This window comes from Oceanobacillus sp. FSL W8-0428 (assembly GCF_038004405.1).
In the GTDB taxonomy this organism is placed as follows: domain Bacteria; phylum Bacillota; class Bacilli; order Bacillales; family Amphibacillaceae; genus Oceanobacillus; species Oceanobacillus sojae.
Genome location: NZ_JBBORB010000001.1, coordinates 231,218 through 250,088, shown reverse-complemented (window position 1 = coordinate 250,088; position 18,871 = coordinate 231,218). Strand labels below are relative to the sequence as shown.

Genomic DNA, 18,871 nt, shown 5'->3' with positions numbered 1-18,871 from the left:
TCCTGGGTTACTGGAGGTGTATTGGGTACATACCTCCTTACAAAAATAGATAAATAAACCATTTCGTAAAAGTAATAAAATGAAACATCACTCAGCAGAGATTTTACATTTGGCTATCTGCGATAAATTCTAATTCAACATCTTTACCAATGGCTTTTTCAAGATGTTTTTTCTGCTTTTCTGCCTGATATTCTTCCGGCATTGCATTTGCTTTTGTATATACTCGGATAAGAATGTTCTTTTTCTTTAATTTAAAATCAATCCGGTCTACGATTTGCCTTCTGGTAGCATCCAGACAGTAGGTGAATTTTAATAAAGAACCCAGCTCCAACAGCTTCCTCCGCTCGTCTTTTAAAAACCATGACTTATATGGCTGGATGAATTGATTAAAAACAGTTTTGTTTTTAAAAGATGCAACAAGTGCAAGCTTCACACGTTCCCGATGCTCCAAACCATCAATGGTACGGTTGGCAAGGAGATAGAAAGTATGCTGAGGACTTGATTCGGAATCAATATATTCGCCAAGATTAAATAAAAAACTCGCCATTTTAAGCAGTTTGCGGTCCTGCTTGTCTAATTGAATAAGCCCATTCTCTTTACAAAAATCAAACACCTGCTCAGTTAAATTCTGGACATGCCGGATATGTTTTCGATCCAGATCATAATCATTTACAAGCTCTTGTATACTTTCTTCCAGAACGTTCGGATAGAGGGAGGAATCAGACTCTTTTGCTAAATGTTCATATAAAACGCCATCCCGTAATCCTTTCCGGCTTAAAATCAAGCTTTCTGCCTGGATCGTCTGATAGAGACAGTGAAAGACTTCAATTGCCGGAATGATAATATCCGCCCTATCTTTAGAGAGACCTTCTACTTTTGCTAATTTAGATGGTTTTAACGAGGTTAAGTAACTGCTTACTTCTATAATATCCTTTTGAAACATCTGATACTCATGCAGCCCTGCTAATGGGTAAGACTCCAGATTTTGATGAATTTGTGCCAGGTTTCTAGCACTTCCACCGATAGCAACTAATTTCACTTCTCTATCCTTAAGCCATGGAAGTGTTGCAAATTGTTCCCTTAAATATTGGCGCAGTGTTGTGAGTTCTTCTGTAGTCGGAATGGATTTTTTAAAGAAATCTTTTAAAGTAAGCGCACCAAAAGGAAAACTGTGTGAGTCCTTTAATTCACGATTCTCAAAATAGGTAACCTCGGTACTGCCGCCTCCAATATCTACTGTAATTCCTTCTTTCAGTGAGGTGGAATGGACAACAGCTAAATAACCATAGTAGGCTTCTTCTTCTTCGCTTAAAATTCGGATATTCAATCCTGTTTTTTGCACGATTTGTGTTTCAATTTCCTTTTTATTCACGGCTTGCCGGATAGCAGCAGTAGCCGCACAAATTGTGTCTTGCAGTGTATAGGTTGCCAGCACTTCCTGAAAACTTTTCAGTGTATCTATTAAACGGTCAATTCCTGCTTGGTTTAATGTATTATCTTCTTCTAAAAAAGTTCGCAGCCTGGAGGAGGCTTTGACGTTCTCTATTTCTTTCAGACGGTTGCTCTTTGTTTTTTCGTAAATAACTAAACGCATTGTGTTTGAGCCGATATCAATAATGGCATAATTCTGTGTCTTCATTTTTCCGCCTCCTGTTTTTTCATCGCTTCTTTTTTTCAGTTTACCATATTTTTTAGCGGAAGAAGTCTAAAAGTCAGTGGTATTATCAGAAAAAGGGGAATAATTTGATTATCATTTTCTGGGTGGATGCATAACATGGTAGGAAGCAATCGGGAGAGGAGTGTAGTAATAGAATGAATGAAATAAATTTACATTCAGGAAATCAGCAGGCAATGTATCCAAATGAATTTTATAACGATGCCGGATTTAACAATCACATATATAATTATGATACCAGGCGTCCATTTTATCATCATGGTCCAGGACCTTTTTTTGGCAATCCTGTTTTGGGATTTGGGGTCCCGTTTCTGGGAGGGCTGGCAACAGGACTATTGCTTGATGGTGCAGGGGGACCACCGCCATTTTACCCGTATCCTCCTTATTATCCGTATCCGCCGTATAGTTATTATCCTTATTGATAATAGATCTGTTTATAGTATCTACTGAAAAGGTAAGCAGAGAATTTCTGCTTACTTTTTATGGATATATCAGTTATGACGACTATCCAAGTGTGAAAGTCCAGTATGGGGGGCATGTCATATCACAGTTTGGACTTTTTTATGTGAAAAAACTTCGCAGCCTTTTCTAATCTAAAGCTTTAAAAAAAGGACAAGCTTATCTTTATTTGATAATGAATATTTTATTAAATAACTAGAGCTTAAAACCTGCTTGAACAATTTGTGAAATGAAATAATATTCTCATATATTCTGAAATTTTCGTTACAACTTCCTGCTTCGATATATAATTAAGTAATGGCTTACAAAAAGTTATTGATTAAAAATTCGTGACAGAAGGAAAGATGCTGATGAATCGGAATTTATTTAAATCTTTCTTTGTTTGTGTTTAGCAATAGCTCCCTTTACTTTGGCAAATGCTGAATCACAAGATGAAGATTTGTATGATAGGGATGAGCTCATACTTGGTGATGAATTAGCCGAAGACGAGGAAATCGAACTTGATGATGAGGATGTATTGATTGGCGAATTTACAAACCCGATTGAATTGTACTATGAAGATTTTGAGAGTAAAGAAGAATTAGAAGCAAAAGTAACAGAATTTCTTAATGACGAGTCCGTTTCAGGAGTTCAAGTTATACCTAAAGAAGAGAATATGTTACCTCTACAAGCTGTTCGATTACCGGGAGAATGGTATAAGTACGGTAATTCAAAAATAAAATTTTTAAAACGAAGTAACAAATTTGGCCCAGCAGTTAATAGCGTTGTCAGTGATTCGGGAATAACTATCCATCTTAATGATAGTAATAGTTATCCGGCCATTTACTCTGGAAACTCTGGCTTAAATGCATCAATTATTTCTATGATAGTTGGCTTTAACGTTACAGGTTCTTATACTGTATCATTCTCTGGATCTTATACAGTCCCTGAAAAAGTCAACAATAAAAAGGTAGAAAGTGTCCAGCTTAACTCAAAATTAATATATCAAATGGTTTCTTATACTGTCGTAAGTCCAGCTCATCCAAACGGCAAGACCGGGACAGCTAAAAAATCTGTTGGTATTTATTATGAGAAAGAAACAACTTATAAGTAATGATAATTTTAAGACTGCCATTTGGCAGTTTTTATTTTGCATAAATATGGAACAACTCTATTTTTCGCATAGCAAAGCCAAGCCCACTCATTTTCTGGGTGAACACATACACTAAAAGAGGATTGGATAAAAAGAAAGAGGAGTGAGCATGAAATGGATAAGACACATATGCTTCCCGCTAATCAGATGAATCATCAGAGTAATATGGATTCCCGACTCTTTTTTGGAGGACCAGGATGGGGTCCGGGATTTTTTGGTCCAGGATTTTATGGACCAGGTTTTTTTGGCCCTGGTCTTATTGGTCCGGGATTTGGAGGTCCGTATTATGGAAACCCGGTCTTTCAATACGGAATACCGTTTCTAGGTGGAGTAATCACAGGGATGGCTATTGATAATTTCCCGCGTTATAGCTCTGAGCCATATGGATATCCAGCTCCATATTGGGGAGGAAATCAATCTATTTAGATTTAAAAGGAATGCTAAGCTTTAGCGCTGTAAGGTGATTAGGTCTGGAGAAAAGGAAATTTTTAATGGTAAAGGGAATCAAATCTATGTATCCTTAGAAAATACATAGATTTGATTTTATCCAGGATATAATGAGGTAATTCAATTAATACTTGTAAAACGTTTTCAATTTGTTTATACTTATACTAAATCGGTTTACTAAACCGATTTAGTAAGGTTCGTTTTAAAATAATTTTTAATAGGTGAAGCAGATGAAAAGAATAACAATGACAGATGTTGCCAAGCAAGCCGGGGTATCTAAAAGTACTGTTTCGCAGTATTTAAACGGAAGATTTGAATATATGAGCAAAGAAACCCGAACGAAGCTGGAGCAGGCTGTAAAGGAATTGAACTATCAGCCCAATATGGTAGCCAGAAGCCTAAAGCAAAAGTCTTCAACAACCATTGGTGTCATTGTAGCCAATATACTTCATGTATATTCAACTCAGGTTATTCGGGCGATTGAAGATTTATGCCATGAAAAGGATTTTCACCTTATTGTGTGCAATGCAGATGATCAGCCGGAGAAAGAGAAGAAGTATATTGAAATGTTGAAAGCAAAGCAGGTGGACGGGATAATTGCTTTTCCAACCGGTGGCAATGTAGCACTGTATCAACAGCTGACAGAGGAAGGATACCCAATTGTATTTATGGATCGGATTGTCGAGGGGCTGAAGGTCGATACAATTCTATTAGATAATAAAAAAGCCGCAGCCCTTGCAGCAGATGAGTTAATGCACAAAGGCTACAAGCATATAACAATGGTTGGTCCTCCTTTTACACATCAGGTTACTCCGAGAGTTGAGAGAGCGCAGGAATTTATCAAAAAAGTACAGGAAGAAGATAACCATATGCTGAAGCTCTCAACGATTAATGGAGAAATCAGAGAAATTAAGGAAAAGCTGCAGGAACTGTTTCAGCAAAAAGAAAGACCGGATGCTATTTTTGCAATGAATGACCTGACCTTGCATGAGGTACTATCCTTTTTGAAAAAGGAAAAGCTGCAGATACCTTCAGATGTTGCTGTAATTAGTGTGGATGAGGTATCATTTGCTGCGTTTTATACCCCTCCTTTAACAACTATTTCACAACCGGCGTTTGAAATGGGGAGAAGAGCAGCGGAGATTTTATTTACTTTAATTCTAGAGCCGAACAAACAGCATCGTTCCAAAATAATCCGGTTTGAACCAGCATTGAATCGGAGAGAGTCCTGCTAAGAAAATTATCAGTAGAAAACAGAAAGATGGACAAGCTTAAAAAGGAGGAGTTTTTGATGAATATTATAGAAGGAATTAAACGGGAAAAAGTGGTTGCTGTTATCAGGAAATCTAACAAGGATAATATTGTGCCTATACTGGATGCTTTGGCACAAGGAGGTATTCACCATGTAGAAATTACTGCAGAAACACCAAATGTCAATGATATTATCGCAGAAGCAGCTGCTAACGCCGACGAGTCGGTTAAGGTGGGAGCTGGAACAGTATTAGATCCGGAAACAGCAAGAGCTGTAATTTTAGCAGGTGCCTCTTTTGTTGTTGCACCAACGTTAAATAAAGATACGTTACAGTTATGTCAAAGGTATGGAGTGGAGCATATTCCGGGCGTTTTTACACCAACAGAAATTTTGACAGCATATGAGCATGGTGCCCGCATGGTGAAGGTATTTCCTGCTGAAGCAGCCGGACCTCGATATATCAAGAATATTCTTGGGCCGCTTCCGCATGTAACGGCAATGGTTACAGGAGGGATTACTAAGGATAATCTAAAAGACTATCTCCGAAACGGGAGTGCAGCAGTTGGTCTCGGCAGTAATTTAGTAGATGCATCTAAACTAAAAACGGAAGATGATTATCATGCTTTAACTGAACGGGCAAAGGAATTTATTGCATTAACAAAATAATAAATTTTTATCAACAAACAGATACTTATAGAATTTCTGCTGGGAGGAAGAGAAATGATTGATGTAATTAGTATGGGAGAAGCAATGGTTGTCTTTAATCCAGATATAAAAGGGCCGATGAAATTTGTTAACGGTTTCCAGAAAAATATTGGCGGTGCAGAATTAAACCTGGCGATTGGCTGTTCCCGGTTAGGATTAAAAACGGGTTTTATCAGCAGACTGGGTAATGATGAATTTGGAAAATCTATCCGCACATTTGCCAGAGGAGAGCAGGTTGATACGTCTGAGCTTAAGCTTGTAAAAGGTTACCCTACTTCTGTGTATTTTAAAGAAATTATGGAGGATGGTAATGTACAGACATTTTATTATCGGGACAAATCACCAACGCTGACGATGAAGCCGGAGGAATTAAATGAATCTTATATTAAAAATGCACGTGTGCTCCATATCACAGGAATTTTCCCTGCCATCGGGGGAGATAATTTAAATGTCATGATGGAATCAATCCGGCTTGCCAAAAAACATGGAGTGAAAGTATCTTTTGATCCAAATATCCGTTTAAAAATGTGGACAAAAGAAGAAGCAAGAAAAGTTTTATTAGATATCCTTCCACATGTGGATATTTTGCTTGCCGGAGATGAAGAAATGGATATTATTATTGGAGAAAGTAATCCTAAAGCAATCATTGAAAAAACAAAAGAAATTGGAATTCCAACTATTATTGTAAAACGCGGAGAACATGGATCTGCCGGATACCATCAGGGACAGCTCATATATGCAGATCCTGTGAAGGCAACAAAGGTTGTGGATACAGTCGGTGCAGGTGATGGATTTAATGCCGGTTTTTTATATGGTTATTTGCATGATTGGGATTTAGAACGCTCCCTCCATTTCGCAAATACAATTGGCTCTATGGTTGTAAGTATTACCGGAGATAATGAGGGTTTGCCGTATTACGAGGATGTGCAGGAAAGGCTTGGCGAAATAGAGAAAGTAGAACGGTAAAATGTCTTCAAAAAGGGTTAGGGATTGCAGCAGGCGGTAATTTTTACGATTTTTCTGAAGATGACTTGCATTCTATGTTATGATAAGGGTAAGCATTTTTTGCATAAATTGTATAAAAGGATGCTTTTAGTAAAGCTATCAATTGTTTAAAATGATAAACAAGAAAGGTTGATTAGTATGAAACTGGGCACAATTGGGTCGGGTAAAATTGTTCAGGAAATGTTACGGGCAATTGAACCGATTGAAGAAGTAACTTGTGTTGCTGCATATTCCAGAAAACAAGAAACAGCTGATGAATTAGCTGGAGAGTATCAAATTCCTAAAACGTATACATCCCTTGAAGATTTTTTTGCTGATGAGGAGATGGATACCGTATATATCGCTTCCCCCAATAAGCTGCATACAGAGCAGGCGCTCCAAGCTGTGGAGAACCATAAGCATGTGATTTGTGAAAAGCCATTTACACCGAATGCAGCGGATGCAAAAAAATTAAAAGAAGCAGCGGAACAGAATAATGTGTTTATTTTTGAGGCAATCCCGACGCTGTTCTTACCTAACTTTTTAGAGCTGTCCAATCATATTGAACGGTTAGGACAAATTCGGCTAATTCAATGTAATTATAGCCAATATTCCAGCCGTTACGATCAATTAAAAGCTGGCGAGGTAACAAATATGTTTGATCCTGCATTTGCTGGCGGTGCATTATCTGATATTAATATCTATAATCTCCATTTTGTATTGCGTTTGTTTGGTAAGCCGACAGAGGTGACATATAAAGCAAATTTATTTGAAAATGGGATAGATACCTCAGGGATTGCTTTACTCTCTTATTCTGGATTTCAAGCAAGCTGTGTTGGCTCAAAGGACACTACAGGGGAAAATTTTGTTTCCATTCAGGGAGAGGACGGGTATATGTATATTAAGCCCGGTGCAAATGGCGTGAATAATGTAAAAATCACAATTGATGGAAAAACAAAGGATATTTCTGTAAAACAGGACCGCGCACGACTTGCTTATGAGTTTATTTATTTTAATAAAATCATCAAAAAGAATAATAAAAAATCGTATGATGAATTAATAAATCATACTATCGCAGTTGCTGAGGTTTTAGAAGACGCACGTGCCCAGGCAGGGTTGTAAGCCCGTCCTGAGTTAATCAAGAAATAAAGGAAATAGTTTTTCCGTATCTAATCAGCAAATGTCTGCTATCTTCAATCGGGACAACCTTCCGCAGGAATTCTCAATCTTCTCCTGAGGAGAGATTGTCCATAATAAAATATAAACTTAATCGCCGTATAGACTTACTATACGGCGATTTTTTCATCATTTATGGAGGACTTTTTGCATATAATTCTGAATGTGCGTTATTCTTCAATATCTATAAAATGGGATGATATGGATTGTTTCGGAATATTTATGATTAAAATTCCATTTTCAAGGGTTGCTGTTGTGCTATTTTTTGGTATATTAAAAGGGAGTGTGATAATTCGTTCTTTTTGCTGGATGGATGTTTTATCAATGTTCTTCGTATCTGTGCTTAATGATAGGCTTTCTTTCTTCTCTAATTTTATTTTAATACGGTTACCTATCATTTCAATTCGAATATCCTGACGGCGGTATCCGGGAACCTCTGCTTTTACATAAATGTTGTTTTCTTCTTCGATTATTTCTGCGGGAAAATCATTAAGTATCTGACCCTGGAAGGATTTAAAAGAACGTGAAAATAAATTATCCATTCGATCCATAAATTGTTGAAAGGGGGCAAAATCAATATTCCAGTTCTCAGGGAATACTTTTCTTTTATCAGAATGAGAATCATGCTTATTAGAATCCATCAACAAACCTCCTTTATCTAACTTTTGATTTTCGTGATAAAACTATTCTATGCAGGCAGGGTAAAAGCCGTGTGCAAAAAAAGAACCGTATATCTAATCTGAAATCATTATAAATTATCTTATTTTATCTATATCAGAAATACATAAGCTGGATAAGGAGAAATATAAAAATAAGGGAGAGAAAAAATTGAGCGATTTTTGTAAAGAATGTGGGAACCCCATTTCGGAAGGGGCTATGTTTTGTAAGAATTGTGGAGCAAAAGTAAATAAAATCCTTTCAGAAAGTGAGTCTCAAAAAGAACAGGCAGCAACAAATAATCAAGCAGAATCGCAGGTATCAACCTCGCAGGATAAATCAGAAAATTCAACACAGTACGGACAGGAAACGCCAAAAGAAAAGAAGCCGCTATCAAAAAAGCAAAAACTGATTTTTAGTCTTGCAGGTGTCTTAGCAATTGCTGGAATTGGATTTTATATTTGGGGTAATTCGTATTACGCGGAAGAAAAAGTTGTTGAAAGATTTGTAGAAGCTTTAGTAGAAGAGGATGCAGATGAATTACATAGTCTTGTACGTATGAATGGAAATGAAATTTCTGAAGAAGAGGCAAAAGCATTGGCACAGCTGGCAGGAGAAAATCACAGAAATGTGAATATCAATGAGAACCGTCCGGAACGGGTAATATCTGATGGCACTCTTTTTTCTGTAGAAGAAGCAGATGAAAAAGGAATGCTTGTCTTTACGCAGTATATTATTGAACTGGAGCCGCAATATGTATCTATCAACTCTGACTTAGAAGATGTTCAAACAACCTTTAATGGGAAAGAGTTTGATATCAGTGAACAAACAAGCTATTCCATAGAATACGGCCCAATTGCACCAGGAGCTTACGAGGCAATAAGTAAGATAAGCACAGATTTTGGAGATTTAGAAAAGGAGCAGACAGTGGTTTTAGCTGATTATTATAATTCATCTTCTTTGGAATTTGATGTATCAGAGGTCACTATCTATCCGAATCTGGAGACAAATTTACCGTATGATGAAATCACCTTTACAATAGACGGCCAGCCGGTAGAAATTGATCTTACAGAATACTCTGTTGATATCGGTCCTATATTGACAGACGGCTCATTAACATTAGACACAAATGTTGAAACGCCGTGGGGAGCAATGGAAATGGACCCTGTTGCTATTGATGACCGGTTCGTTGATGTAAATATTGATTTCTTTAATGATACAATTAAAGAGGATATGGCAGATTCCGTTGTCCAGTTTGCTGAGGAATATATTGCAGCTATTGCGAATCATGATACTTCTAACATGGAATACGTATCAGACTATGTAAAAGAGGATATGGAATTTGATTTTGAATATTTTTCAGATGAGCTTTACTTTGAAGGGAGCTTAGATGAGGTTGGTATCAGCTTTGCAGATTTAGAAGAAATGTATACGTACAGTGATGATGGACCTTATTTTGAGGTGCCGGTGGAATTATATGTGACAGGTGCATTGGAAGAAGGAGCTGACCAGGAAGAAGGCGCTCTGCCGCTCCTGCTTGAAATCAGATATCAGGACGATAAGTGGATAGCTGAAAGATTATATGATTCCAGCTACACTACAGCAACAGAGTTCCAATTATATGATGGATCAGGAGAAGTATATGAAGCTTCAGGTTCAAGCAGTGATGACGCAGACGATGAAGAGGATGAATAAAATATAAAGCGTAGGGGCTGGAGAATATCTGAATCGATGTTCTCCAGCTTCTTATATATTTGATAAGGAAGCAGTTAGAAAAAGATCATACTGAATATTTGTATAAAAAAACTTGACCTGACAGCCACTTATCCGCTAATCTATACTCTACGAATAATATAGAAGCGAGGAAGTCAGACAGTGAATATGTACACAGATAAACGGGCAGATTTTTATAAAGACCGTTATGAAAATAGAGCAAGATTAATCATTAAATGTCCTGATCAGCCGGGCATTGTCTCTGCAATTTCTACTTTTTTATGGAATGAGCAGGCAAATATTGTTTCATCTAACCAGTTTACAGTAAATCCAAAAGGCGGAGAATTTTTTATGCGCCTTGATTTTGAATATCAGCCGGGAACAAATGTTGAAAAGCTGAAGAAGGAATTCCAGGAGGTAGCAGAACGCTTTCAAATGGAATGGCGTTTAAGCCTTGTTCATGAGTTGAAAAATATTGCTATCTTTGTTTCCAAAGAGCCGCATTGCTTATTAGAGCTTCTATGGGAATGGCAAAGCGGGGACTTAATGGCAAATATTCCAGTGGTTATCAGCAATCATGAAAATTCTCGGGAAATGGTTGAAGCATTAGGAATTGACTTTTATCATTTGCCGGTTACAAAAGAAACAAAACAAGAGATAGAGGCGAAGCAAAAAGAAATTTTAGAGGACTATGACATTGATCTAATCATTCTTGCAAGATACATGCAAATCCTTTCGCCGACATTTGTTGAGGTATTTAAAAACAGAATTATTAATATCCATCATTCTTTCCTGCCCGCTTTTATCGGGGCAAAGCCGTATGAACGTGCTTTTGAAAGAGGAGTGAAAATGATTGGTGCAACATCCCATTATGTAACAAATGATTTAGATGAGGGGCCAATTATTGAGCAGGGAACAGAGCCTGTCAGCCATGAGCATAATGTCGATGATTTGAAGAAGATTGGACAGTCCATTGAACGCCGGGTGCTGGCACAGGCTGTTAAGTGGCATTTAGAAGATCGTATTATCGTATATGGAAATAAAACAATTGTATTTGAATAAAAAACAAAGAGGTGGAATCCAATTGATTCCACCTCTTTGTTTTAAAAATAATTAATTCTTTTCTGTTTCGCGTTCCCAGCATTCAATGCCGGACTGGTCATCTAAAATGTCTTTATAAAATACAGGATCTTTTCCTTCTTTCCGCTGTTTCATGTAATCCTTTAATAAAATATTGGCTTTTTTAAACAAGGCTGTGATGGCAAATAGGTTTAGTAAGGCAAGCAATGCCATAAAAATATCCGCCAATAGCCAGACAAGATCAAAGGATGCGAATGTACCGAAGATTACCATCAGTATTGCAGCAATTCGATATAGAAAAATCAATACCTTGGAATTTTTAATATAAGCCAGATTGTTTTCCCCATAGTAGTAATTTCCAAGGATAGATGTAAAAGCAAATAAGAAAACAGAGATAGCAATAAATATACCAGCCCAGCCTCCTAACATTTGTGTGAAGGCTGTTTGTGTTAAAGCAATTCCATCTGCATCACTGCCGGCAAAACCGCCTGCAGACAGAATAACTAAACCAGTGGCAGTACATACAAGCAGTGTATCAAAGAAAACACCTAATGCTTGTACTAATCCTTGTTTGACGGGATGACTCACATCAGCAGTTGCTGCAGCATTTGGTGCTGCTCCCATTCCAGCTTCATTGGAGAAAAGTCCACGACGGATACCCAGCATAATAGCAGCTCCGAAGCCTCCGCCGGCAACCTCACGGATACCAAATGCATTTTCAAAAATTAATACAAACATATCAGGAATTGCAGTGATATTTAATATAACGATAATCAATGCAAGCCCGACGTAAATAATTGCCATAAATGGAACAATAATTTGTGAGACGTTGGCAATACTTTTTAAACCGCCAAAGATAACTGCTGCTGTCAGGATTGTCAGGATAATGGCAATCCAGATCGGGCGGACGTTAAATTGTGAATCGAATGCGATACTTATTGTATTTGACTGTACCGAGCTGAATACAAATCCATAGGTGAAGGTAATCATAATCGCAAAAATAATTCCCAGCCAGCGTTTATTCATACCTTTTTCCATATAATAAGCAGGACCGCCGCGATATTGATTATTATCTTTTTCTTTGTAAAGCTGTGCTAATGTGCTTTCTACAAACCCGGATGCTGCACCGATAATGGCGATAAGCCACATCCAAAATAAAGCACCAGGACCGCCTAAAGCTATCGCCGTTGCCACTCCTGCCATATTTCCTGTACCTACCCGGGAAGCGGCACTGATTGCAAATGCCTGAAAAGAACTAGTTCCCTTCGTACCAGATGCATCATAAGAACGTTTGTCGAATACAGTACGAAACATTTCCGGCAATAAACGAAATTGGACAAATCCAGTCCTGAAAGTGAAGTAAAGTCCTACTCCAATTAATACGACAATCAGGATATAAGTCCAGATAAAATCATTAAAATGATTTAAAATTGTATAAATAAAATCCATTATTATCTTCCTTTCTGGTTGAAGACTGCTTCTTTTGCTGTGTAAATCTGCGGGAATATTAGAAATGAAGCAAGGTAAAATTAACACTGCATAGGGTACCTTGCTTTGTAAGGAATTTCTAAGCTGATGAAAATGTCAAGGAATGTAATACTGTACACTGATAGTATTAGATAAAGACAATACATTATAGCACAGATTTATAATAGTTCCATTAATTTTTAAAGAGGGGAATAATTGTAAAAATTCATAGAAGTAAGAGTGTTTTGTAGCAATGAAAAAACTTCTTATCCATAAAGAAAACTTATAGATGAAGAAGTTTCTTCTACACTATGCAAATGCTTAAAATTATTATAGATTTTATGATGGAAAAATAAACTAGGTATCAGTCTCATTAGAAGGCGGTCATACCAAAGTTTTTTTATTTGGTCTTACTGAGAGTTTCCTTTATGGCTGAAAGATAGTAATAAGGTGTTGTACTGCTTTCTCTATTTCCCGTTCCTTCATTCCTGCAAAACCGATCACAAATTGCGGGTGTGAGACAACAACATTTTTAGATGCATAATAGGAGATTGGATAAAGCTTGATTCTTTGTTGGACGGCTCTTTTCATTATCTCTTCTTCCGTTAATCCATTTCGTACTTCACAGACGACATGGAGACCGGATTGTTCGCCCAAAAGCTGGATAGAAGGCTTATAAGTCTCGAAAAGCTGCTGTACGAACTCAAATTTCTTCCTGTAGATTTTTCGCATCCGATTCAAATGTTTTTCAAAATATCCTTCCTGAATAAAGTGTGCCAGTACGTGCTGGTCAATTCGTGAAACCGTAGAATGATGAAAGGAAAGTCTGCTTCGATACTGCTCTAATAATGTTTTTGGCAAAATCATATAACTGATCCGCAAAGATGGAATTAATGATTTGGAAAAGGAGCCTAAATAAATAACCCGGTCATTAAAATCCATTTTTTTCATGGGAGGAATTGTTTTCCCTACATATCGAAATTCACTATCATAGTCATCCTCGATAATAAATCTGTTCTCTGCTTCATTTACCCATTGTAATAGCTGATTACGCCGGTTGATAGAAGTAACTGTTCCATATGGGAAATGATTGGAAGGAGTTACATAGATATAATCAGGCTCTAAAAGACGGACTGCTTCAATAGAAACCCCTTCTTCACCCATATCTAAGGCTCGTCCTAAAAAACCAAAATGTGTAATTAATTTCACCATCAATTGATAGCCGGGATCTTCAATTCCAAATATAGTTGAGCCTGGCAGTAAAGAAAGAAGCTGCTGCATTAAAACCTCAATCCCTGCTCCTACAACAATTGTATCTGGATCGCAGTCAATCCCGCGTGCGTGATACACATAGTGTGCGATAGCTTCACGCAGCTCCTTGTCTCCTTGAGGATTGCCAAGTAAAAGTAAATCATGATTCACTTCATCAATAACATGTCTGTTCAGACGTCTCCACTGGGAAAAAGGAAATGCTTCGGTATCAATTTTATTTGGAGAAAAATCAAATAAAATTGCTGGTTCCTTCTCAAGTTTAGGATCTTCTTTTTTTATTGGATGCTCCACAAATTCTAAATCTCCATGTGCCAGGACATAAAACCCTTTTCTCGGGCGTGATGTAATATATCCTTCTGCCACAAGCTGTTCAAAAGCTGTTTCTACAGTGTTTTGACTGACTTCTAAATGGTTGGCGAGTTTACGCTTAGAAGGCAGCTTTTGCCCATAGGGAAGCCGCTCCTCCACAATTTCCTGTTTTATAAACTCATAAAGCTGTTCATATAAAGGTGTACTTATCGTTTCATCTAAATGGACAGATAATAGATCCATTTTCCCCCTCCTTTAAATCTGACCTCATTAAAATATATAAAATTGGCACTTTCATTCATGTCATATTATTTTTATAATAATAAAAAATCAGTAAAGAATCTAGGGGGAAATAACATGACAGATCGAGTTACAGGTACAGAACGTGTAAAAAGAGGAATGGCGCAAATGCAAAAAGGCGGCGTGATTATGGATGTTGTCAACAAGGAACAGGCAAAAATCGCAGAAGAAGCGGGTGCTGTTGCAGTAATGGCATTGGAAAAGGTTCCATCTGATATCCGTGCTGCCGGGGGCGTTGCGAGAATGGCAGATGTAAGCATTGTAGAGGAAGTAATGGAAGCTGTATCTATTCCAGTTATGGCGAAGGTTCGTATTGGTCATATTGTGGAAGCACGTGTGCTGGAGTCGCTTGGTGTGGATTATATTGATGAAAGTGAAGTGCTTACGCCGGCGGATGATTTATTCCATCTGGATAAAAAGCCATTCACTGTTCCATTTGTATGCGGATGCCGTGATTTAGGAGAAGCAGCCCGCCGGATTGGCGAGGGTGCATCGATGCTGCGCACAAAAGGCGAGCCGGGAACAGGAAATATTGTGGAAGCAGTACGTCATTTACGTGAAGTACAATCGCAGATAAGAAGAATTGTACATATGAACGAGGATGAACTCATGACAGAAGCTAAAAACCTTGGCGCTCCATTCGAAATTTTACTGCAGATTAAAGAAGCAGGCAGACTGCCAGTAGTAAACTTTGCAGCAGGCGGTGTAGCAACTCCGGCTGATGCTGCGCTTATGATGGAACTTGGAGCAGACGGCGTCTTTGTCGGGTCAGGCATTTTTAAATCAAAAAATCCTGAGAAATTTGCCCGTTCTATTGTAGAAGCGACAACGTATTATCAGGACTATCAAAAAATTGGCGAGCTTTCTAAGGACTTAGGAGAAGCGATGAAAGGGATTGATATGAAAACACTACGTCCTGAAGACAGAATGCAGGATCGCAGTTTTTAAGTGATGTTGAAGGAGAAAGAGGTGAACAGCATGAGTAGAAACAAGTACAGGATCGGGATTCTAAGCATGCAGGGAGCAACAGAGGAACATGCCGGTCAACTGCGTGATTTAGGACACGAGCCGATTCTTATTAAAAATAAAGAAATGCTGGAGAATGTAGATGGATTAATTATTCCAGGTGGAGAAAGTACAGCTATCTGGCGTTTGATGAAGAAAAATAATCTTATTGAAGCTGTTCAGCAATTCGCTCAATTAAAAAAGCCGATCTTTGGAACCTGTGCAGGTCTTGTGCTTCTTGGTAAAAGTCAGGTGGAAACAGAAGAACCAGTAAGCTTGAAGCTGATGGATATCCAGGTGAAAAGAAATGGATTTGGCAGACAAAAGGACAGCTTCGAAGCAAACTTAGATGTAAAAGGGATAAAGGAAGCTTATCCGGCAGTATTTATCCGTGCACCATATATTGAATCGGTTGGAGAAAATGTAGAGGTTTTAGCTGCGTATGATAATAAAATTGTGGCTGCAAGAGAAGATAATTTACTTGTAGCGGCTTTTCATCCGGAACTGACTGATGATAACCAGTTCTTGGAATTATTTCTTTCGATGGTGGGAGAGAAGTCGGTGTTAATGATTTAATTAAAAGGAATTCCAATGGTTTTAAACCTTAAAAGATTAAAAAGAAAACCTGAAAAAATGGAGATTTCAGCTGCATTTTTTCAGGTTTTTTTAATGCTACTTTCGTCTTTTCAACTTACTGCTTTTTTTTCGTTTCAATAAAGCCTTTCGTAGATCACTCGATTGCTGTTTATTCTCCTGGTCTGCCTTTGTATCGAGGGTGATTCTTGGGTGGGTATGTTCCTCTGACTCCTCAATCCGCACAACTGATTTCACCATACACTCTTCAGGAAGTTCACTGCTTGAAACAAGAATTTCCCGGTTCTCCGCTTCGACTAAAATAACCGCTGTTTCTCCTTCAAAACGATCAATGATTCCTTTCATCTTTTTCCATCTCCTTTAAAAGTCACATACCAGATCCTCGGAGTCTATATCCGCAATCCGGCTTGGACCTAACCCATCAATTTTCTCAAGCTCATCAAAAGCAGCAAATGGACGTTTATCTATTATTTGATCTGCTCGTTCGTCACCGATATGAATAATTTCAGTTAATTCCTCTTTGGGAGCATTATTTAAATCAATACAGCTGGAATCATTCTTTTCATCATTTAAAATGTCTTCTGAAGCAACTTCGTTTTCCTCGTCAGCAGAAGCTTGCTTATCTTCCGCTGCATCCGGTTCTGAAACAGTAATATTTGTGCCCATATCTGTTTCAATAGAATAGGCTTTTCCATCTGTAGTCACCACAATGGTCCCGTCTTTGTCAGTGCCATACCAGTCGATATTTTCCTCATCTAATAATTCAATAACCTCCGGGCTTGGATGACCATAAGAATTGTCTTCACCAGCACTATAAATAGCAATATGCGGCTGAACAGCATTTAAAAATTCCGGATCTGTAGATGTTTTAGAGCCATGATGACCTAAATGTAAAAAGGTGCTGCCGAGATTAGAAGATTCCATCATCTCTTTTTCTTCCTTCACTCCTGCATCTCCAGTCAGAATAAATGAAACTTGATCATAGGCTAAACGAATACTGATCGATTCTTCATTTACTTTTCCAGAAATGTCCTCAGGGTACAATACTTCTATTTCGAGTGGGCCTAATTCATACTCTTCCCCGGTCCGCGGTTCATGATAACCGATATCCTTGGATAGGATTTTTTCCATAGCTGTCTGGTATGTATTAGATGTACTTTCATTGCCGGGCATCCAAACTTCATCTACAGCAAAATGATCAATAACCTTGGAAAGCTGGCCAATATGGTCTGCATCCGGATGACTGATAATGACCAGGTCAATGTCTGTAATGCCCTGCTCCTCTAAATAAGGTACTACTTCATTTCCCTGCCAGTCTCCTGTGTCAAAGAGGATAACGATTTCTTCGTCTTCTTCCTCCAAAGTGAATAAAGTGGAGTCACCTTGTCCAACGTCAATAAAGTGCGCCCCGAAAGCACCATCCACTGTATTGGATTGTGCTGCTGAATCTGACTCTGCCTGACAGCCTGCCAATACAAACATAATAATAAAACTAAAATAAATAATTTTTTTCAAATGTCATTCTCCTCGTACATGTAAATCTTTTTATTCATCGTGATATAGTGCACCAATCGCGCCAGCATGTTTTCCTTTTGCTAAAAAAGTCAAGTTATAATCAAACATACTTTCAAAAGAAGCAATTACCTGTTTTAAGAGCGGATTTCCAGTTAATGATCCACCAATCATTACGATTTCTTTTGTTTCTAATGAATTTGCTGTTAAGCTGGAAAGTAATACAAGCGTTTCTCCGATCAACTGGGTCAATGCCGCCATCTGATCTTCAACAGAAACCGATTTATCCAGCTGGTCCTTTCCGAAATTAGCAGCAGTCAAAGAAGCTTCAATAGGAGAATTGTTAAATTGGTAAATATCCGAAACCATCAAATCACTTTTGCTTCGATCTCCTTTAGAGGCAAGCTCAACCAGAGATTGATAATCAGATGTACCTGCAATAATTGCGCCAATGCCAGTAAACAATCCACCTCCGATTCCTGTTCCTGATAAGCGGTCTGTTTTGTGAAAAAAAGAGGTGCCTGTACCAATATTCACCAAAAGATAATCTGTTTTTGGAAGCTTATTTTCTTTCAATAGTAAATATTTTGTTCCCTCTATGACACACTTAAATTCCTTTAATATAGAAATTGATTTATTGGAAGCTTTCAGTGCTTCGGCTCTGCCGCCTGTCACATGCAGAGCTGCTTCCGGTGCAATCATTTCCAGCCATTGAACCACTTCATCAATCTGCTTGGCAGAATAGGTCTTTAATCGAAGCCTGCCTTCTTCTTCATATGCAATTTTTATTAAAGATCCGCCTGCATCAATACCGATTCGTTCCATAAAAAACACCCTCCTTGAATATAAAGCAGCTATTTTGTGATCACAGAGAATTAATATAATTGTACCATTCCTTAACATAAGAACATTCATTCCTATATTATCATAATTATTTAGAGTTTAGATAACGCAAGCTAATTTATTTAATAAACAAATATGAATGGAGCTATTAAAAAATAAGTCCCAATGCAGATGAAGGATAAGAAAAATAAAAATCTCTAAAATTATTTTCAGAAATAAAATAAAGCCAGGTTTAAATAAAAAGAAATTGAAACTTTTAAAACAGTCATTCGTAATAGTATAATAAGAG

At 37.8% G+C, this 18,871-nt stretch carries 18 protein-coding genes; 11 read left to right on the top strand and 7 right to left on the bottom strand.

The genetic code is table 11. The annotated features are described in order from the left end of the window. Positions 1-103: 103 nt before the first annotated feature. The gene (gene ppx / locus MKY30_RS01110) at positions 104-1,639 is read right to left on the bottom strand and encodes an exopolyphosphatase (protein ID WP_147210656.1); all 1,536 of its coding nucleotides are present in this window, start codon (positions 1,637-1,639) and stop codon (positions 104-106) included. Between the two features lie 173 nt (positions 1,640-1,812). Here ppx and MKY30_RS01105 point away from each other — a divergent pair, with 173 nt between their 5' ends. From MKY30_RS01105 to MKY30_RS01075, 7 genes are all read left to right on the top strand, one after another. Beyond that, a complete protein-coding gene (locus tag MKY30_RS01105) occupies positions 1,813-2,097 on the top strand; it encodes a hypothetical protein (RefSeq protein ID WP_147210655.1) in 285 nt (94 codons plus the stop codon). Between the two features lie 446 nt (positions 2,098-2,543). Further along, complete coding sequence (locus tag MKY30_RS01100; protein WP_147210654.1) at positions 2,544-3,227, top strand: hypothetical protein; 684 nt, start codon at positions 2,544-2,546, stop codon at positions 3,225-3,227. Positions 3,228-3,380: 153 nt separating this feature from the next. Continuing rightward, positions 3,381-3,692, top strand: coding sequence for a hypothetical protein (locus tag MKY30_RS01095; protein WP_147210653.1), 312 nt, complete (start codon positions 3,381-3,383; stop codon positions 3,690-3,692). Positions 3,693-3,943: 251 nt separating this feature from the next. Beyond that, on the top strand, positions 3,944-4,948 hold the full coding sequence (locus tag MKY30_RS01090) for a LacI family DNA-binding transcriptional regulator (RefSeq protein WP_147210652.1): 1,005 nt from the start codon (positions 3,944-3,946) through the stop codon (positions 4,946-4,948). Positions 4,949-5,004: 56 nt separating this feature from the next. Next, the gene (locus MKY30_RS01085; protein ID WP_147210651.1) at positions 5,005-5,631 is read left to right on the top strand and encodes a bifunctional 4-hydroxy-2-oxoglutarate aldolase/2-dehydro-3-deoxy-phosphogluconate aldolase; all 627 of its coding nucleotides are present in this window, start codon (positions 5,005-5,007) and stop codon (positions 5,629-5,631) included. Between the two features lie 54 nt (positions 5,632-5,685). Further along, positions 5,686-6,636, top strand: a complete 951-nt coding sequence (locus tag MKY30_RS01080) for a sugar kinase (protein ID WP_147210650.1) — start codon at positions 5,686-5,688, stop codon at positions 6,634-6,636. A 177-nt stretch (positions 6,637-6,813) separates the two neighbouring features. Continuing rightward, entirely contained in the window at positions 6,814-7,776 is a 963-nt protein-coding gene (locus tag MKY30_RS01075) for a Gfo/Idh/MocA family protein (protein ID WP_147210649.1), read from the top strand. A 224-nt stretch (positions 7,777-8,000) separates the two neighbouring features. On the opposite strand, the gene MKY30_RS01070 is transcribed toward MKY30_RS01075, so the two are convergent. Continuing rightward, on the bottom strand, positions 8,001-8,471 hold the full coding sequence (locus MKY30_RS01070) for an Hsp20 family protein (protein ID WP_156984943.1): 471 nt from the start codon (positions 8,469-8,471) through the stop codon (positions 8,001-8,003). Between the two features lie 187 nt (positions 8,472-8,658). Between MKY30_RS01070 and MKY30_RS01065 the strand changes: the two genes are divergently transcribed. Both MKY30_RS01065 and purU read left to right on the top strand, forming a co-directional pair. Further along, positions 8,659-10,182, top strand: a complete 1,524-nt coding sequence (locus MKY30_RS01065) for a TcaA 3rd/4th domain-containing protein (RefSeq protein WP_198048536.1) — start codon at positions 8,659-8,661, stop codon at positions 10,180-10,182. Between the two features lie 180 nt (positions 10,183-10,362). Continuing rightward, entirely contained in the window at positions 10,363-11,262 is a 900-nt protein-coding gene (gene purU, locus MKY30_RS01060; RefSeq protein ID WP_147210646.1) for a formyltetrahydrofolate deformylase, read from the top strand. A 51-nt stretch (positions 11,263-11,313) separates the two neighbouring features. Here the strand turns inward: purU and MKY30_RS01055 are convergent, their stop codons facing one another. Both MKY30_RS01055 and pdxR read right to left on the bottom strand, forming a co-directional pair. Continuing rightward, positions 11,314-12,729, bottom strand: a complete 1,416-nt coding sequence (locus MKY30_RS01055; RefSeq protein ID WP_147210645.1) for an alanine/glycine:cation symporter family protein — start codon at positions 12,727-12,729, stop codon at positions 11,314-11,316. A gap of 444 nt (positions 12,730-13,173) precedes the next feature. Next, positions 13,174-14,571, bottom strand: a complete 1,398-nt coding sequence (gene pdxR, locus MKY30_RS01050) for a MocR-like pyridoxine biosynthesis transcription factor PdxR (protein ID WP_156984941.1) — start codon at positions 14,569-14,571, stop codon at positions 13,174-13,176. Positions 14,572-14,685: 114 nt separating this feature from the next. Here pdxR and pdxS point away from each other — a divergent pair, with 114 nt between their 5' ends. Together pdxS and pdxT are read left to right on the top strand one after the other, a co-directional pair. After that, a complete protein-coding gene (gene pdxS, locus MKY30_RS01045; RefSeq protein ID WP_341082573.1) occupies positions 14,686-15,576 on the top strand; it encodes a pyridoxal 5'-phosphate synthase lyase subunit PdxS in 891 nt (296 codons plus the stop codon). 30 nt (positions 15,577-15,606) lie between these two features. Further along, complete coding sequence (gene pdxT / locus MKY30_RS01040) at positions 15,607-16,209, top strand: pyridoxal 5'-phosphate synthase glutaminase subunit PdxT (RefSeq protein WP_156984940.1); 603 nt, start codon at positions 15,607-15,609, stop codon at positions 16,207-16,209. Between the two features lie 96 nt (positions 16,210-16,305). Here the strand turns inward: pdxT and MKY30_RS01035 are convergent, their stop codons facing one another. From MKY30_RS01035 to coaW, 3 genes are read right to left on the bottom strand one after another with little or no spacing between them, the layout of a single operon-like run. Beyond that, the gene (locus MKY30_RS01035) at positions 16,306-16,572 is read right to left on the bottom strand and encodes a DUF3006 domain-containing protein (RefSeq protein WP_147210641.1); all 267 of its coding nucleotides are present in this window, start codon (positions 16,570-16,572) and stop codon (positions 16,306-16,308) included. 15 nt (positions 16,573-16,587) lie between these two features. Beyond that, entirely contained in the window at positions 16,588-17,742 is a 1,155-nt protein-coding gene (locus tag MKY30_RS01030) for an MBL fold metallo-hydrolase (RefSeq protein ID WP_341082570.1), read from the bottom strand. Between the two features lie 30 nt (positions 17,743-17,772). After that, positions 17,773-18,564 carry a type II pantothenate kinase gene (gene coaW, locus MKY30_RS01025; protein WP_156984939.1) on the bottom strand — a complete coding sequence of 264 codons (792 nt, stop codon included), beginning with the start codon at positions 18,562-18,564 and terminating at the stop codon, positions 17,773-17,775. Between the last annotated feature and the right edge of the window lie 307 nt (positions 18,565-18,871).

Excerpts from the sequence above, each read along its gene's own strand:
- ppx (WP_147210656.1), bottom strand. The coding sequence starts at position 1,639 with ATGAAGACACAGAATTATGCCATTATTGATATCGGCTCAAACACAATG.
- MKY30_RS01105 (WP_147210655.1), top strand. The coding sequence starts at position 1,813 with ATGAATGAAATAAATTTACATTCAGGAAATCAGCAGGCAATGTATCCA.
- MKY30_RS01095 (WP_147210653.1), top strand. The coding sequence starts at position 3,381 with ATGGATAAGACACATATGCTTCCCGCTAATCAGATGAATCATCAGAGT.
- MKY30_RS01090 (WP_147210652.1), top strand. The coding sequence starts at position 3,944 with ATGAAAAGAATAACAATGACAGATGTTGCCAAGCAAGCCGGGGTATCT.
- MKY30_RS01085 (WP_147210651.1), top strand. The coding sequence starts at position 5,005 with ATGAATATTATAGAAGGAATTAAACGGGAAAAAGTGGTTGCTGTTATC.
- MKY30_RS01080 (WP_147210650.1), top strand. The coding sequence starts at position 5,686 with ATGATTGATGTAATTAGTATGGGAGAAGCAATGGTTGTCTTTAATCCA.
- MKY30_RS01075 (WP_147210649.1), top strand. The coding sequence starts at position 6,814 with ATGAAACTGGGCACAATTGGGTCGGGTAAAATTGTTCAGGAAATGTTA.
- MKY30_RS01070 (WP_156984943.1), bottom strand. The coding sequence starts at position 8,471 with ATGGATTCTAATAAGCATGATTCTCATTCTGATAAAAGAAAAGTATTC.
- MKY30_RS01055 (WP_147210645.1), bottom strand. The coding sequence starts at position 12,729 with ATGGATTTTATTTATACAATTTTAAATCATTTTAATGATTTTATCTGG.
- pdxR (WP_156984941.1), bottom strand. The coding sequence starts at position 14,571 with ATGGATCTATTATCTGTCCATTTAGATGAAACGATAAGTACACCTTTA.
- pdxS (WP_341082573.1), top strand. The coding sequence starts at position 14,686 with ATGACAGATCGAGTTACAGGTACAGAACGTGTAAAAAGAGGAATGGCG.
- pdxT (WP_156984940.1), top strand. The coding sequence starts at position 15,607 with ATGAGTAGAAACAAGTACAGGATCGGGATTCTAAGCATGCAGGGAGCA.
- MKY30_RS01035 (WP_147210641.1), bottom strand. The coding sequence starts at position 16,572 with ATGAAAGGAATCATTGATCGTTTTGAAGGAGAAACAGCGGTTATTTTA.
- coaW (WP_156984939.1), bottom strand. The coding sequence starts at position 18,564 with ATGGAACGAATCGGTATTGATGCAGGCGGATCTTTAATAAAAATTGCA.